At 54.8% G+C, this 16,050-nt stretch carries 16 protein-coding genes; 3 read left to right on the top strand and 13 right to left on the bottom strand.

Features of this window, described 5'->3' with window-relative positions:
* Positions 1-12 precede the first annotated feature (12 nt).
* The 3 genes from ACS0RQ_RS08225 to ACS0RQ_RS08215 form a co-directional block, all read right to left on the bottom strand.
* The gene (locus tag ACS0RQ_RS08225; protein ID WP_271850132.1) at positions 13-795 is read right to left on the bottom strand and encodes an IclR family transcriptional regulator; all 783 of its coding nucleotides are present in this window, start codon (positions 793-795) and stop codon (positions 13-15) included.
* Between the two features lie 206 nt (positions 796-1,001).
* The gene (locus ACS0RQ_RS08220) at positions 1,002-2,201 is read right to left on the bottom strand and encodes a nicotinamide mononucleotide deamidase-related protein YfaY (protein ID WP_271850131.1); all 1,200 of its coding nucleotides are present in this window, start codon (positions 2,199-2,201) and stop codon (positions 1,002-1,004) included.
* Positions 2,202-2,294: 93 nt separating this feature from the next.
* Entirely contained in the window at positions 2,295-2,837 is a 543-nt protein-coding gene (locus tag ACS0RQ_RS08215) for a YfaZ family outer membrane protein (protein ID WP_271850130.1), read from the bottom strand.
* 233 nt (positions 2,838-3,070) lie between these two features.
* Here ACS0RQ_RS08215 and nudI point away from each other — a divergent pair, with 233 nt between their 5' ends.
* A complete protein-coding gene (gene nudI / locus ACS0RQ_RS08210) occupies positions 3,071-3,496 on the top strand; it encodes a nucleoside triphosphatase NudI (RefSeq protein ID WP_271850129.1) in 426 nt (141 codons plus the stop codon).
* A gap of 18 nt (positions 3,497-3,514) precedes the next feature.
* Here the strand turns inward: nudI and ACS0RQ_RS08205 are convergent, their stop codons facing one another.
* The 9 genes from ACS0RQ_RS08205 to ACS0RQ_RS08165 all read right to left on the bottom strand — a co-directional run bounded on the left by ACS0RQ_RS08205 (position 3,515) and on the right by ACS0RQ_RS08165 (position 12,429).
* A complete protein-coding gene (locus ACS0RQ_RS08205; RefSeq protein ID WP_132439009.1) occupies positions 3,515-4,441 on the bottom strand; it encodes an Rpn family recombination-promoting nuclease/putative transposase in 927 nt (308 codons plus the stop codon).
* A gap of 98 nt (positions 4,442-4,539) precedes the next feature.
* Positions 4,540-5,895: an o-succinylbenzoate--CoA ligase gene (gene menE, locus ACS0RQ_RS08200; protein ID WP_271850128.1), complete on the bottom strand. Its 1,356-nt coding sequence runs from the start codon at positions 5,893-5,895 to the stop codon at positions 4,540-4,542.
* Entirely contained in the window at positions 5,892-6,857 is a 966-nt protein-coding gene (gene menC, locus ACS0RQ_RS08195; protein WP_271850127.1) for an o-succinylbenzoate synthase, read from the bottom strand. Before menC ends, menE begins: the two co-directional genes overlap by 4 nt.
* Positions 6,857-7,714, bottom strand: coding sequence for a 1,4-dihydroxy-2-naphthoyl-CoA synthase (gene menB, locus ACS0RQ_RS08190; RefSeq protein ID WP_271850126.1), 858 nt, complete (start codon positions 7,712-7,714; stop codon positions 6,857-6,859). The genes menC and menB overlap by 1 nt, the downstream gene beginning before the upstream one ends.
* Positions 7,711-8,487 carry a 2-succinyl-6-hydroxy-2,4-cyclohexadiene-1-carboxylate synthase gene (menH, locus tag ACS0RQ_RS08185; protein WP_271850125.1) on the bottom strand — a complete coding sequence of 259 codons (777 nt, stop codon included), beginning with the start codon at positions 8,485-8,487 and terminating at the stop codon, positions 7,711-7,713. The genes menB and menH overlap by 4 nt, the downstream gene beginning before the upstream one ends.
* The gene (gene menD, locus ACS0RQ_RS08180; RefSeq protein ID WP_271850124.1) at positions 8,484-10,154 is read right to left on the bottom strand and encodes a 2-succinyl-5-enolpyruvyl-6-hydroxy-3-cyclohexene-1-carboxylic-acid synthase; all 1,671 of its coding nucleotides are present in this window, start codon (positions 10,152-10,154) and stop codon (positions 8,484-8,486) included. Before menD ends, menH begins: the two co-directional genes overlap by 4 nt.
* Before the next feature lie 71 nt (positions 10,155-10,225).
* The gene (gene menF / locus ACS0RQ_RS08175; protein ID WP_420372484.1) at positions 10,226-11,524 is read right to left on the bottom strand and encodes an isochorismate synthase MenF; all 1,299 of its coding nucleotides are present in this window, start codon (positions 11,522-11,524) and stop codon (positions 10,226-10,228) included.
* A gap of 84 nt (positions 11,525-11,608) precedes the next feature.
* Entirely contained in the window at positions 11,609-11,914 is a 306-nt protein-coding gene (elaB, locus tag ACS0RQ_RS08170) for a stress response protein ElaB (RefSeq protein ID WP_079496251.1), read from the bottom strand.
* Between the two features lie 53 nt (positions 11,915-11,967).
* The gene (locus ACS0RQ_RS08165; RefSeq protein ID WP_271850123.1) at positions 11,968-12,429 is read right to left on the bottom strand and encodes a GNAT family N-acetyltransferase; all 462 of its coding nucleotides are present in this window, start codon (positions 12,427-12,429) and stop codon (positions 11,968-11,970) included.
* Between the two features lie 72 nt (positions 12,430-12,501).
* On the opposite strand from ACS0RQ_RS08165, the gene rbn reads away from it, so the two are divergent.
* Both rbn and ACS0RQ_RS08155 read left to right on the top strand, forming a co-directional pair.
* Entirely contained in the window at positions 12,502-13,419 is a 918-nt protein-coding gene (gene rbn, locus ACS0RQ_RS08160; protein ID WP_271850122.1) for a ribonuclease BN, read from the top strand.
* A 77-nt stretch (positions 13,420-13,496) separates the two neighbouring features.
* Positions 13,497-14,522 (top strand): chemotaxis protein, encoded by a 1,026-nt coding sequence (locus ACS0RQ_RS08155; protein ID WP_334632440.1) that lies wholly within the window; start codon positions 13,497-13,499, stop codon positions 14,520-14,522.
* Between the two features lie 67 nt (positions 14,523-14,589).
* Here the strand turns inward: ACS0RQ_RS08155 and nuoN are convergent, their stop codons facing one another.
* Positions 14,590-16,047 (bottom strand): NADH-quinone oxidoreductase subunit NuoN, encoded by a 1,458-nt coding sequence (nuoN, locus tag ACS0RQ_RS08150; RefSeq protein ID WP_271850121.1) that lies wholly within the window; start codon positions 16,045-16,047, stop codon positions 14,590-14,592.
* Positions 16,048-16,050: the final 3 nt, after the last annotated feature.

Raw genomic sequence — 16,050 nt, 5'->3', positions numbered from 1 at the left:
ATGTTCTCCTTTTTATGATGCTTGCTTGTCGAAAGGGCTTTTCCACCCTAAAAGCCGGGAAATATCTTTTGCGCAAGTAATCGCCTTACCTGCGAGGTAATCCCGGTTTTCCTCATTAATTTGCAGTCGGGTTCCCACGACCGAAATGGCTGCCGTTAGCGCATTGCGGGCATCAAAGACGGGGGCTGCGACACATCGGACATCGGGGTAATCTTCACCATTGTCATAGCTCCACCCCCTGGAACGAATCAGCACCAGCTCATCGTGTAATTGCTGGGCATTGGCGATGGTCGACGACGTCGCTTTTTCCCAGTGCAAATGCCGGATGATTTCATCGCGCGTCGCCGGCGGCTGCCAGGCCAGCAGACACTTCCCTATGCCGGAGCGATAAAGGGAAAGACTTTTGCCCTCGTGCGAGCGCACGCTGATGGTGGAGGAGGATTCTATTTTGAGAATGTAATAGGCATTTGCGTCATCAATAATGCCGAGATGGCAGAGCAGACCGGTCTCATCCATAAGTTCAGTCAGCCGGGGACGGGTAATCTCGCGCAGATCCATTCTTCCCAAAGCATGCCCGGCAAGTTCAACGAGCTTTGTCCATAAGCAGTAGTTGTCATTGCTATCAATACGCAATAACCGCGCTTTCTTTAATTCCGCTAAAATTAAATAGGCGGTGCTTTTGGGAATGCCTGTCTCTTCAATGATTACCGCAGCGCTGCAAGGCCCAATACGTGCGATGAGATTAAGGATTTCAATTGCCCGGCTGAGTGCCGGCACTTTGCTTGATTCCAACATATTGGACTCCAGTCCTGAATATTGGAATCAGTGTTGCGACTTAGAGGAACCGATTTTGTGAGAGCGATCATAAAGCCATGGTGATCCAGCATGCTGGACATTACATGGATAGAAAATGTGAAGTATTACGCAGATTTTTTCAGGTGGAGTACAACAGGCTGGACTGGAAAAGCGCCGAAAGGACAATTTCTTCCGGCGTAAAAGAATTACTCAACAAATAAGGATTCGACGACATTAATCCAGCCATGGTCGCTGGCAACGTCCTGACCATTGAGCCAACGACGCAGAATATTTAGCGCCATCATGGCACAGACCTCCTGACGTACCATCAGGCTGTGTCGGTTCGCATTAAACTTAACGCGTAAGGCATGCGTACCTTCCGGCGTCGCCAGCGCGAAGTTCAGATGCTCATCTTCGAGTCCCGTGACGGTCAGAGCCAGCCCGGCCAGATGGCGATCGCGCAGCCCCGCAGCCCAACGTGCAGTCTGCACTAACGCTTCATCCTGCGAAGGAATCACTTCGCTGACCAGCAACGGCGCACCCGCACGCGAAAGTTGCAACGCCACCAGGCCGCCGGTGAACTGTTCACTCAGCGTCAGGCTAAGTTGACGTTCACGCAACCGCCCGGTAAGCAGCGCCGGTAAACCGACGGTGCCTTCGAAAATGAGGCTCTCACCGGCCACCTGCTTCACTTCCGGCCATAACGCTTCCATCGCCTCGCGATGCTCAGCAGGACCGGTAAGTTTCAGTTCAATAATGGGCATTGAGGAGCGATAGCCCATCACTACACCCTCAGGTAACGTCAAATGCGACAGGTTTTGCGCCAGATCGCTTTCAGAACGGCCAAAGGTTGTCAGGCGCAGGCAAACAGGCGGCTCAGGAAGCGTAAAGCGTGCGCGAATGCGCGGCAGAATTTCACGTTCCACCATCACTTTAAACTCCGAAGGCACTCCAGGCGTAAAGAACATCAGGCAGCGATTAAGCTGTACGGCAAAACCACAGGCGGTACCAACCGGGTTATCCACCAGCTCCGCACTGGCAGGAATTTCCGCCTGCTTGCGGTTGCTGGGCGCCATGACGCGTCCGCGCTCGGAAAAGAAGCGCTCCATCTGCGTCAACCACTCTTCATGCAATACCAGCGCTTCGCCCTTCGCCGTTGCCGCCGCCAGCGCACTGAGGTCATCGCTGGTTGGGCCCAGGCCACCATTAACAATAAGAATATCCGCCTGTTGGCTGCGCTCACGCAGAATGGCCACCAGGTCGTCGAGGTTATCGCCAACGGTATTACGTCGGGTAAGCGGTAGCCCCTGATTAAAGAAAAAATCTGCCAGCCAGGCGGCATTCGTGTCCACGATTTGCCCGTGCAAGACTTCATCGCCGGTTGACAGCATCTCTACGTTTAACATTATTTTCTCCAGCAATAGAGGTTGAAACACTATACCGCATGAAGGGAAGAAAAGAGGTAAGAAACTGGCGCGGACGGACGCCGCGCCGAAGGATCAGAAGCTGGCGTTGACGCCGACATACGGGCCATCCGCCACCGCATTATCGCGGTTGCCTTCTTTACCGGTCAGCTCGACATAACGGTAACCGGCTTCAATACTGAGCGGACGAATAATGGTCAGACGCGCACCGGCATTCGCTTCACGGTAGTCGTTAACCCCGCTGGAGAGGGAGTCCGGGGAGTAATAATATTCGCCAAAGAGACGGAAGCTGTCGCTCACCTGCCATGCCAGACCACCACCAACGGCCAGCGCATACCCTTCGCTCCCGGCATTCGGGTTAAGGTAAACGCCTTTACCGCCAACCGTCCCCATAAACGGCCCCAGCGGAATGTTGTAACCCAGACCCAGACTGGCGATATCGCCATCATCATCGTTATGCGCCCAGTTGCCGCTCAACGCCAGGCCACTGGTTTCCGTTCCCATACCCACACCGAGGTTGGTGTAGTGCTCACCCACCTGGCCGCTCAAGCTCACAGCATTTGCCCCGGCAGACGCCAGCAGAAGGCTGGCAAAACCCAAATATATACTCTTTTTCATTTCTCTTATCCGCGCAACAATAGTCCAATGTTCCAAAGCGGCTGATTGTACGATCATTTTTTTTAAGAATACTGAACTAAAAATGATTTTTTACATCAATCCACGATTTTTACACGCCCGTTTTCATTAAATGCGCCTGAACAGGACAATTTGCTCTTTTTTAGCAGCTTACTGCATCCCCGCAAGGTTGGTGGTATAAACCCTATACCCGTCATAAGGATAAGGACTAAATCATGCGTCAAAGGACAATTGTATGCCCGCTGATTCAAAATGAAGGTGATTATTTGCTATGCAAAATGGCGGACGATCGCGGTGTTTTTCCCGGCCAATGGGCACTCAGTGGCGGGGGAGTCGAACCAGGTGAGCGTATTGAAGACGCGTTGCGCCGCGAAATTCGCGAAGAGCTTGGTGAGAAACTTGAGTTGCAGCAGATAACGCCATGGACCTTTAGCGACGATGTGCGCATAAAAACCTACGCCGATGGCAGCAAAGAAGAGATCTACATGATCTACCTGATTTTTGACTGCATCAGCGCGAACCGTGAAGTGGAGATCAATGAGGAATTTCAGGATTACGCATGGGTTAGCCCGGCGGATCTGACAAAATACGATCTGAATGTCGCCACCCGCCGCACGCTGAGCCTGAAAGGGCTGCTTTGAGAAAAGAGCGGCGCAGTCTTAATGTTTGAGCTGCGCCAGTTCAGCTTCACTCAGACCAGTGAAACGTTGCACGACAGCTTTGTCCATCCCACTGCGTAACATTTCACAGGCGATGCGAAGCGCCTCGGCTTTTTGTCCTTCGTGACGTCCTTCATGGCGCCCCTGACGAAAGCCCTTACGCCTGCCGAGTTCTTCCAGTTGTTCAGCAATAGTCATCAACGTCTCCTTATGTTGTGGCGAACGGTGCGCCAGTCGGCGAAGAAAAGCGCCTGGCGCTGGCGTGTTGCCTCTGCTCAGTAGATAGTGCATTGCAGCGCGCAACTGCTGTCGGGTAGTGTATCCCAGCGACAAAGTCGTGACCAGTTTGTCCAGCAAGAGGGTCATGTCCCGCAGACGAATGTGCTTTTGTAATAATTCGAGTAAGGCAACACGTCGGTGCGTCATGATCTGCTCATCAGGCACAACGGTAATATCCACCAACGGAAATGGCGTTGTGTACAGTTCATGGGCATATTGCGGCTGGCTGAACATATCCAGCCAGCATAACGAAAAGGGATAAGGGCTAACGCGCCCATGATAAAAAAGCATTGGAATCACCAGGGGCAAGACCGTGTTTCCCGCATCGAGATGCCGCTGCATTGCCGCTAAGGCATAACGCATCAAGCGAAAAGCCATAAACCTGTCGGGTGAACTTTGGTGCTCAATGAGTACATAAATATAGCCCTCACCCTGCCGGGTTTTGACCGAGTAGAGCACATCGGAATGGGTTGCGCGCAGTGCCTCGTCAACAAAGCTGCCGGACTCCAGTTTCAGCGTCGCGAGATCGCAAAGCTGGCGTAGCGACGCGGGCAAATGGAGGGTCAGAAAATCGCGCGCCGTCTCTTTATGGGTAAGAAACTGTTTGAAAAGCGCATCATGCGCGGTAGGTGCAGCGGTGTTCTTCATGGCATTCCTTGCCTGAGTAAAGATGTCAGGACACTAACATCCTCCCACCGCCGGTGGGCATTTCCGGCTTGCAAACTGGAAAACGCTACGCAAAAAATCTACCGTTCGGCGACCCATGACTGTAGCGCACGGCGTGATATTTTAATGCCGCCGGACGAAAGATGCGCCGGCAAGCGCAACCACGCAACGGGCTGCTGGAAGCGCGCAAGCTTGTCCTGTACCCAGGTGGTGAGCTGCGAGAGCTCAACGGCGTCATCACACTCCACCACCGCCACAGGTCGGTGGCCAAATTCGCGGTCTTCGCGGGGAACAATAAAAACCTGTTGAACCTGAGGATGTGCCACGATAACACGCTCTACCTCCTCCGGCTGGATACCCTCGCCGCCGCTGAAAAACAGATTATCCAGTCGTCCCAGAATCGTCAGACGGCCATCGTGCAGAACGCCTTTATCACGGGTGGGAAACCAGCCCTCATCATTGAGCAACGGCAATAGTTCCCCGTCGCGCCAGTAACCTGAGGCCAGACTTTCCGCCCGCAGCCACACTTCATCGTCAACGATACGCAACGCTCTTCCCGGCAGTAGGCAACCGACATCAGACTGCCCATCAGCCTCTTTCCCGCATACCGTTGAAGCGAACTCCGTCAGGCCATAGCCACACCAGGTACGAATCCCGCGCTCACGCGCATGTTCAGTCAGATCGACAGGGATCGCCGCGCCGCCCAGCAAAACGGCTTTGAGAGAGATCTCCACCGCATCATTCAGCAAGCGCCACAGTTGCGTTGGCACCAGCGACGCATGGCTACATCCCTGCAAAGCCTCTGCCAGACCGTTCTCCGAGACGGTTAAGCGCGCGCCTGCCAGTAACCAGCGCCACAGAATTCCCTGCCCTGAGACATGATAGTGCGGCAGTGACAACAGCCAGTCATCTTCTGGTGCGAAAGGAATCATCGCCAGAACCCCTTGTGCGCTGGCAAGGTGTGCCGCGCAGGTGTGGACCGCCGCCTTAGGTAAACCTGTCGAACCAGAAGTCAGGGTCATCGACGCCAGCCGTTGAAGCTGCCAGTCAATGGCATAAGATTGGGCAACGGGTCGCAGTTCAAGAGGCGTCAGACCGACAAAGGTATTGCTATCAGCCAGATTAACGGCGAAACGCAGCGTCAGATTTGGCAGCAATGCCTCCAGCAACAGCGCGGGTAATTGAGGATTGATCGGCAATACGCGCGCACCACATTGGAGTAACGCCAGCCACGCTAACAATACCTGAGGCTGGTTTCGCCCACGTAGCATCACACCATCGCCCTCGCTCACCCCCTGGCGGGCAAAACCGGTGGCCAGCGCATCAACGCGTGCGCACAGGTCACGCCAGCTTAAAGTCTCATCCTGTAAGCGAATGGCGGGTTCATCGCCACGCGCTTCTCGCCAGTGATGCCAGGGCCAGGTATTGAACGTCATAGCAGCGGTTCCAGCATCTCAACGTTATGGCAGGGTAATGGGCTATCCGGCCAGCGGCGCACAAGCTGAGCCTGCATCAGGTTTAACGTATCGAGACCCGGGATGGTGTCAGGGGTGAGCCATGCGGCAATACGCGCCAGTTGGGTCAGACCAAGGCTGGACTCGATTGACGAACTGATAACCGCTGTCATACCCAGTTGTGTGGCTGCTTTCACATGCCCCTGAACCTTCTCAAGGCTTCCGGTTAAGGTGGGCTTAATCACTACCGCACGCACGCCCTCTTCACGCTCAAAGGTAAAATCGGCATCGCGCAAACTTTCATCCCAGGCTATCGCTATGCCCGTTTCACGGGCAAAGGCGCGCGAATCATCACGGGTTTTACAGGGCTCTTCCAGAAAAGCAATGCGATCGCGGTAGTGCGGATTCACATATTTTGCGAATTGCTGCGCTTTGAGCGGCGTCCAGGCGCGGTTAGCGTCCAGACGCAGGCACAAGTCAGGCATCGCCTCCAGCAGCAAGTTAGCCACCATGCCATCGCGCACCGCTTCATACAGGCCCACTTTCATTTTCGCCACTTTTTCGCCCGGCATGGCAGCCAGTGCGGCAAACAGTTCATCCGGGTCACCTGTGCACAGCGTTGCGGCACGGTAGTCCGCCGCCGCTGGCAACGTGCCGCGCAGTTCCGCCAGCGCACAGCTGATACCAAAGTCAACCGACGGCAACCCCGGCAACACACCGCAATCTCCCGCTCGCCACCCTTGCGCCCAGACACAGACGGCGGCTGTCGCTTCCTCAAGAGACTCCACGCTAAATCCCGGCAAAGGCGAAATCTCGCCCCAGCCTTCCTGCGCGTCATCCCGCAGATGAATAAACAGCCCGTCACGGGTTTTCAGCCGCCGATCACGCAGCACGACGCCCGCATTCATCGGTATCTGCCAGCGGTAAACCTGCGCGCTGCGCATTACGGATTCCGTTTAAATTTGCTGAAGTCCGGCTGGCGTTTTTCGTTAAACGCGTTGCGACCTTCTTGACCCTCTTCGGTCATGTAGAACAGCATTGTGGCGTTACCCGCCAGCTCCTGCAGACCTGCCTGACCATCACAGTCGGCGTTGAGTGCCGCTTTCAGGCAACGCAGCGCCATCGGGCTGTTCTGCAACATTTCACGGCACCAGCGTATGGTCTCTCTCTCAAGCTCAGCAACTGGCACCACCGTGTTTACCAGCCCCATATCCAGCGCTTCTTTTGCATTGTACTGACGGCACAGGAACCAGATTTCGCGCGCTTTTTTCTGACCAACGATACGCGCCATATAGGATGCACCCCAGCCGCCATCAAAGGAGCCCACTTTCGGGCCGGTCTGGCCAAAGATAGCGTTTTCTGCCGCGATCGTGAGATCGCACATCATGTGCAGCACGTGACCGCCGCCAATGGAGTAACCCGCAACGGCCGCAACCACCGGTTTCGGGCAGGTACGGATCTGGCGCTGGAAGTCCAGTACGTTCAGATGGTGCACGCCGGAGTCATCCTGGTATCCACCGTAATCGCCACGGACTTTTTGATCGCCACCCGAACAGAACGCCTTTTCGCCTTCACCGGTCAGAATGATCACGCCGATGTTGTCGTCATAGCGCGCATCAGCCAGCGCCTGAATCATCTCTTTGACGGTCAAAGGACGAAATGCGTTGCGCACCTGAGGGCGGTTGATGGTGATTTTGGCAATACCATCCACCGATTTGTGATACCGAATATCGGTATAGCCTTCAGAGCAGTCTTGCCATTCAATCGGTGCGTACAGCATGGTTTCATCGGGATAGATCATAATATGCCCTTTATATCGAGATGCAGGATTTGCGCCAGGCAGTTCGCCACACTATCGGGGCGTTCCCGATGCGCGTTATGCCCGGCGTCAACAATGACATGACAGTTCGTGCTGACATCAGCCGCCAGCGTGCGAAATTTACTGTCAAACTCACCACATAAATAATGAAATGGAAAAGGCGCGTTACGCAGCGCAGCGCGTAAATCCGGTTGTACAGCGAGCGAAGTCGCCTCCAGCATAGCGGCCAGCGCCGGGCCGTTGTTCTGGCTGCGTAACGCCACCAGACGTTGCCGTTGCTCGTCACTCAACGACGCAAACACCTGCTGTTGATACCAGTCGTTAAAAACGCCGACAAGCGGTTGCGCACGAAATCGCTGCGCCCATTGTCTATCTGATATCAGGCGCTCCTGCCGTGCAGTCGCATCCGTCAGGCCAGGGTGCCCACCTTCAACGATCACACCCAATAGTCCCTTCGGCTGGGAGCAGGCAAAGTGCATCGCCACCCGTCCGCCCAGCGAGTACCCTATCAGCCAGTAACTTAGTATGTTGTAACTACAAAGCGTGTCGCACAGCGCATCGTTAAGCTGTTCGAAGGATGTAACCATGCTATCCGCCGAACCTCCGTGGCCCGGCAGGTCAATATAGAGGCGTGAACAGGCCGTAAAGCGCTCGCCGACGGGCAACCATTCGCGGCTGTCACCCGAAAAACCGTGCAGAAAAATTAGCCACGGCTTTTGCGACTCTCCCGGCATAGCCCGCGCATTCAGGATCACAACTGACTTACCTGCGCGAGCAACTGTTGCAGCGTATGCGCGCCGTCAGTATCTTTCACCACCAGCTCAATCAGCGTTGCCCCCGCTTTACTCCATGCCCCCGCCAGCGCTTGTTCAAGCTCATCCCAGTTTTGGGGATGATGGTATTTCAGGCCAAACATCGCCGCCGCATGCTCAAAATGGACGTGCTGCGGCATTAAATAAAACTGTTCGCGCTCGCTTTGCGGCGTCGGCAACAGCGAGAAGATCTGCCCGCCGTTGTTATTGACCACAATCAGCACCAGCGGCGCAGAAGCCTGGCGCAGTAATGCCAGCGCATTCAGATCGTACAAGGCAGACAGGTCACCGACGATTGCAAGCGTAGGCCGCGCCGTGCCGCGCTGTACACCTGCGGCAGTAGAAATCAGGCCATCGATACCGCTCGCACCACGGTTGCTGTAAACCGGGTAACCGGCCGGTAATTGCCCCAGCGCATCCACCAGGCGGACCACCAGGCTATTACCGAGGAACAGTTGCCCCTGATCCGGCAGATACTTCGCCAGCCGATGCGCTAACTGTGCTTCACCAAAGGTGTCGCGTTGGCTTGCAACCGCCTGCCACGCCTGAGCGGATAATTGTGGAATGTCAGTACACCAGGGCGCGCGTGATTCCGCCGGGTGCAGTTCCAGCCACTCGGCAACACCGGAAACCAGACGGCGGCCACGGTGATGTGCCGGATCAAGCCGCCCGGTAACGGAATCTACCAGCCAGTACTCCTGCGGCTCGCAGGTCGCCTGCCACTGGAGCAACCGCTTACCGGTCAGACTGCTGCCCAGTTGAACAACAATTTGTGCCGTTTGCAGTTCACTCACCGCGCGAGCATTGCCCAGCCACAGGTCGGCGCACGGCAGTGGCTGCCCGGTTTGTGAAAGGACATCGCCGATAAGCGGCCAACCGAGCATTTTCGCCCATGCAGCAACCAGCTTGCCTTCCGATGCGCTCATTCGCCCCGCCACAACCACGCCGCGTTTCTGCCGCCAGAAAAACCAGTCGCGTTGTTTCGCGCTGCCGCTATGCAAATCTTCACGCAGCCAGGGTTTGTCGTCCTGCCACCAGTCGCCGGGCGCCTGCTGCCAGGCAAGCCCCGTATCATCCATTTCACCGTATAGCGGTTCGGCAAACGGGCAGTTGATGTGCACTGCCCCCGTCTGCGCGGACGCCATTAGATGATCGATAGCAGAGAGCAACCAGCGGGCGGGGATATCCTGTGATGGACGCGGCAGCGCCAGTGATTGCGCCGGGTGCGATGCAAAGATCCCCGGCTGGCGTATTGCCTGGTTGGCCCCGCAATCAATAAGTTCAGGCGGCCTGTCAGCGGTCAGAAAAATCAATTTTTCCCCGGTGAGGCTGGCTTCGATCAGCGCCGGGTATAAATTCGCCACAGCGGTACCGGAGGTGACAATCACCGCGACCGGAGTGCCGCTTGCTTTTGCCAGACCGAGCGCAAGATGCCCCAAACCGCGTTCATCAAAGTGCGTGTGATGGATAAAGGACGAATTTTCTGCCGCCGCCAGCGTCAGCGGCGTGGAACGGGACCCCGGTGCGATACAAATATGTCGCACGCCGTGGCGCGTTAAAGCTTCAAGGATCACCGCCGCCCAGCGTCGGTTAAAAGCACTCACTGACATAAGTTTGTCCAGTATCAATATTGTGGCTTAGTATAAAGAATCGAAAAAAATAGATTTTTGATATGGGTCGGTTATACGTGTTTCATTATCAAGAGCGAACGCAATCCCGCTGCTTTATTTTCGATTTCCTGCCATTCCATTGTCGGGTCGGAACCCGCCACGATCCCGGCTCCCGCGTATAAACGTATGGTTGTACCACTGATTTTTGCACAACGTAATGCAACGCAGAACTCGCTTTGTTTAAGTGACAAATAGCCTGCCGAACCGGCATACCACTCACGCTCAAAGGGTTCATGCTGGGTAATAAACGCACGCGCCGCCAGGCGGGGGAGCCCGGCCACCGCCGCCGTTGGCTGGAGCAGCGTTAAGCACTGTGCATCATCGTTATGATGCATCTCGGTCCAGATACAACGTCGCAAATGCTGCACTTTACGCAGTCGAACAATTTGCGGTGGCAATACATCCAGCGTAGAGGTTGCATGCCGTAATCTCTGACAAATATCTTCAACGACCAGCATATTCTCGCGCTGGTTTTTATCGTCATTCATTAACCAGTCGCCAAGCTCAGTAGCCCGGGTATCGTCTGTATCATTGGCGACGGTACCGGCCAGCGCTTCGGTACGCAATGAGGTTCCCCTTCTGCGCCACAGGCGCTCGGGAGATGACCCCAGAAACGCATTGTGGGGATCGAATGCGATAAAAAAATGAAAGCAATGGTGGTTAAGACGACGGCTCGCCGCCATAACTGCAGCAGCATTAACCGGTTGGGAGAAATGGTAATCCGTGGCACGCGCGAGTACGACTTTATCCATCTCGCCGCGGGTAATCGCCTGCGTGGCCTGCGTGACCAGCGCTTCCCAGCCCGATTGTTGCGGAAAGTGATGCTGCGAGACCAATTCCATCTGCACATCTGGCAGCGATTTCGCCCGTACCAGGGCATCAATAAATGACCGGGCCTGCGCGACATCGTTTTGTTGCGCGTTGCCATTTAAGACAATAAGGCGTAAGGATGCCCGCCCCCCTTCCCGACGCCATTCGAGACGCGGTAGGAACAGCTCTCCTTGTTGAGGGTCAAAAGCATTCAGCCCCCAGATACGCAGGTCATGTTCGGGATTATCGTTCAGGAAATGCCGGGCTTCTGCCAGTGAGGGAAAACGCAGCACCTGGCCCAGCGCAGCGGCTTCATCTTCGCCGCTACGTTGTTGCCAGTAGAATTGGGGGAAACAGGGCTGGCTGGCTAAAAAAGTCAGTGGGTCAAAAGCGTCATTGAGGGCAAAGGCAACGTCAAAAACGTAGAATCCAGGTGAGTCGGCGTCAATGCCGGATAACTTCTCGCGTAACTGCTCAAGCGCAACTGAAATCGAAAGCACGCAATCCCCTCCCGCTCAAAAACGCTTAGTATACGGGGTGGCTGCGAAAATTAGCAGTACCCCCGTTGAGGGAGGGGATTTTTATTAACGACGGGCCAGCAGCAAGCCCAGGACAAGACCGACAGAGGCACCTACGCCAATACCATGCCAGGGGTTTTCGTGCACATAATCATCCGCGCGGTAAACCGCTTTTTTCGCCCGATAGTAATAGGTATCAGAGGCGCTACTGACGCGGTTTTTCACATCATGCAGAGCCTGTTCTGCGCGTGCTTTAAGCTCAATATACTTCTGGTCAGCAGGGTCGCCTGAGGAACGTAACACTTCTTCCAGCGTCTCGCTCAGCAGGGCCAGGTCATCATCGATACGTGAATCATAAAATTGATTAGACATCGGTTTTCTCCATGTTATGTACCTGTCCGCTAACTATAGACAATCACAGACGGTTACGCCTGGCGCGCTTCCCGCGCCATACCGATGTGTAAAATGCCATCTTCGTCATAAACATCAGTTACCGGTACAAAACCAAAGCGGGCATAAAAATGCTGCAGATGGGCCTGCGCGCCCAGATACAGCGCGTGCTGCGGCCAGTGTTGCAGGCAGGAAGCTATCGCACGTTCCATCAGTTGGTAACCCAGTTTTTCACCGCGAACCTGCTCACTGACAATCACCCGACCTATCACTACAGGGTCCAGATCGTCTTCACTTTTCAGAATCCTCGCATACGCCACCAGCTGATTTTCTTTCCAGCCGAGCAGATGGCGGTTTTGACCAACCAGGTCATCACCATCGACATCAAGGTACGGGCAGGTTTGTTCAACAATAAAGACTTCACAGCGCAGCTTAAGCAGGGCGTAAAGATCAGCGACGGTCAATTCAGAGTGGTGGAGGTCCTGCCAGCGAATCATGATGTGCTCCTTATTTGGTGTGACCTCGTTATACTAAATGCTTTGCCATTAACGCAAAGGGCGTAATGCATTGTGGAACTGATTTTTCTTGGCACCTCTGCGGGCGTGCCAACCCGCTCGCGTAATGTGACCGCGATATTGCTCAATTTGCAGCACCCGACGCAGGCTGGCCTGTGGTTATTTGACTGCGGCGAAGGGACACAGCATCAACTGCTGCGCACATCCTTTAATCCCGGCAAGCTGGATCGTATTTTTATCACTCACCTGCATGGTGACCACCTTTTTGGCCTGCCAGGGCTGCTCTGCAGCCGTTCAATGGCGGGCAATGCGCAGCCGCTGACGATTTATGGACCGAAAGGGATTCGCGAATTCGTGGAGACCAGCCTGCGTCTGAGCGGGTCGTGGACCGACTATCCGCTGACGATTGAAGAGGTTAGCGAGGGTCTGGTTGTGGATGATGGTTTACGCCGTGTCACCGCTTTCGCGCTGAACCATCCGGTGGAGTGTTATGGCTATCGTATTGAAGAGCATGACAAACCAGGCGCCCTGGATGCCCGGGCATTGATAGCACAGGGCGTACCGCCCGGCCCGCTTTTCCAGCGTCTCAAAAACGGCGAAACGGTGACGCTGGCAGATGGCCGCATTATTCGCGGTGAGGATTTCCTCGCCCCGGCAACACCGGGGAAAAAACTGGCCATTTTCGGTGATACCGCCCCGTGCCCTGCCGCGCTGCAATTGGCTCGCGGTGTCGACATGATGGTACATGAGGCCACGCTGGAGCATGCCATGGAGGAAAAAGCGAACAGCCGTGGACACAGCTCAACGCATCAGGCGGCGCAACTGGCGCGGGACGCAGGCGTGGGCAGGCTCATTATTACTCACTTAAGTTCCCGCTATGACGCCGAGGGAAGCCAGTTGTTACTTCAAGAATGCCGGACAATATTTGCACAAACCAGCCTCGCAAAAGATTTTTATACCATTGCGCTGTGATGTGATATTGCGCACTCTACTTTTTCCGCAATGTGCCGATAACAGTCTTACCGCAGGTATTTCACATTGAGGGCACCATGGATAATTTCCAGAAAGATATTGATGACAGGGCGAATCTCACCCTGTCTAACCGTTTTGAGCTGTTGCTGTTTCGTCTTGGTGCCTCGATGAAAAACGAGAAATCAGAACTTTTCGGCATTAACGTTTTTAAATTGCGCGAAATCGTTCCGATGCCAACGTTTACCCGTCCTGCCGGGATGAAACCGCCGTTAATGGGGATGGTGAACATTCGCGATCAGGTGATCCCGGTGATTGATCTCTCCGCCGTCGCAGGCTGTAAGCCTGAGACTGGCCTCAATATTTTGTTAATTACTGAATATGCCCGCAGCGTACAGGCGTTTGCGGTGGAGTCGGTAGAGAACATTATTCGTCTGGACTGGAAACAGGTTCATACGGCAGAGAAGGCCATCAACGGCCAGTACATCACCAGTATTGCCTGCCTGGACGAAGACAAAGACAGTAACAATCTGGCGATGGTGCTGGATGTTGAGCAGATTCTCTATGATATTTCGCCCGCAGATCACGACCTGCACGGCAACCATCTTCCGGATAAGAAATTCAACATCAAACCCGGTGCCGTCGCGATTGTGGCAGAAGATTCTAAAGTGGCGCGCGCAATGCTGGATAAAGGTCTGCAGGCGATGCAGATCCCCAACACGATGCACATTACAGGTAAAGATGCCTGGGAGCGTATTCAGGTGCTCAGCCAGCAGGCAGATGCCGAAGGCGTCCCTATCAGCGATAAGATTTCAATGGTTCTGACGGACCTGGAAATGCCAGAAATGGACGGTTTCACCCTGACCCGTCTTATCAAGAGCGACCCGCGTCTTAAGCACATTCCGGTAGTGATTCACTCCTCACTATCCGGTAGCGCTAACGAAGACCACGTGCGCAAAGTGCAGGCCGATGGTTATGTGGCGAAGTTTGAAATTAACGAGCTGTCGTCGGTCATTCAGGAAGTGCTCGAACGTTCAGCCAGCCATATCACCGGGCCGCTGGTCAGTGAACAAAAAATCATGTCCAGGCCACTGCTGGCAAAATAAGTTCACAACGTTTTTTCAGATATAAAAAAACCGCCGATATCGGCGGTTTTTTATTATCTGAGAGGCATTACATCAGCGGTTTCGCCAGTTGTACCAGCGAAATCAGCGGCTGCGGATAGATACCGAGCAGCAGCACCAGCAGTGCAGAGATCAGTACCACAACACCACCGGCACTGTACTGCCAGTTACTCGGTGCATCACGGTTAAGCTGTTGCGGCGCACTCAGATAGAGACTTACCGCGACGCGCAGGTAGTAGTAGAGACCGATGGCAGAGCCCAGAACCACGGCCGCCGTCAGCCACCACAGGTGTGCCTGAACGCCCACTGCCAGCACGTAGAACTTACCGATAAAGCCCAGCGTCATTGGAATACCCGCCAGCGACAGCATCATCACCGTCATCACCGCCGACAGAATTGGACGGTGCCAGAACAGGCCGCGATAAGAGAACAGGGATTCCGCGTCCGGGCCACGATACGGGCTTGACATCAGACTCACCACACCGAACGCACCAAGGCTGCTGAACAGATAACCGGCCAGGTAGACACCCACCGTTTCCATCGACATTTCACCGCTTTGCAGCGCAATGAGCGCTACCAGCAGATAACCCAGATGGGAAATGGAAGAGTAACCAAGCAGACGTTTAATGTTGGTCTGGCTCAGCGCCATCAGGTTACCGAAGATGATGGAGACAAAGGCGATAATCCCCAGTACGACGCGGATGGCTTCACTTTGACCTACCGGTGCGTACAGGAACAGACGCATCACGACGCCAAAGATAGCAATCTTGCTCGCCGTTGCCAGGAAGGTTGAAACCGGCGCTGGCGCACCCTGATAAACGTCCGGCGTCCACAGATGGAACGGAACCAGAGAGAGTTTAAAGCCAAGGCCAACAATCATCAGACCCAGACCGGTCAACAGCAGCGGTTCATGCAGTACGTCCCCGGCGATGCTCTTGCCCAGCGCAACAAACGACAGATTGCCGGACTGTGCGTAAACCAGCGCCATACCGAACAACAGGAAAGAAGAGGCTGCGGCAGACAGAATGGTGTACTTGATACTGGCTTCCAGCGAACGTTTTTGACGGAAAGCGTAACCAATCAGCCCGAACAGCGGTAAAGAGATAAGCTCGATACCGAGGAACAGTGCCGCCATATGGTTGGCGTTCGCCAGCAGAATTCCGCCCATCGCGGCGATCAACACCAGCAGGTAGAACTCTTCTTTATTGTCGTTGTAGCCTTCCAGCCACGGATAGGCAAACGTACAGGTTGCGAGGCTCGCCAGTAGCACCAGGCCGGTATACAGCATGGCGTAACCGTCTACGCGCATCAATGGTGTCACGTCCATTGCGCCCACCTGGCCAACAAACCAGAGCGACAGCAGAGCGACGTTCAGACCAATAACCGATAGCGTGGCATTGAAGAAATGGTTGCGTCGCCACGCAATGGAGAGCATCACAACCACCACCGTCAAGCCGACGATCAGCAGCGGCAGCAGCGCAATCAGGTGTTGTGTGGTTAAAGTCATAAG

Source organism: Phytobacter diazotrophicus, from assembly GCF_052061655.1.
GTDB lineage: Bacteria > Pseudomonadota > Gammaproteobacteria > Enterobacterales > Enterobacteriaceae > Phytobacter > Phytobacter diazotrophicus.
Note: the sequence above shows the minus strand (reverse complement) of the source record. Positions and strands in the feature narration are given on the sequence as shown.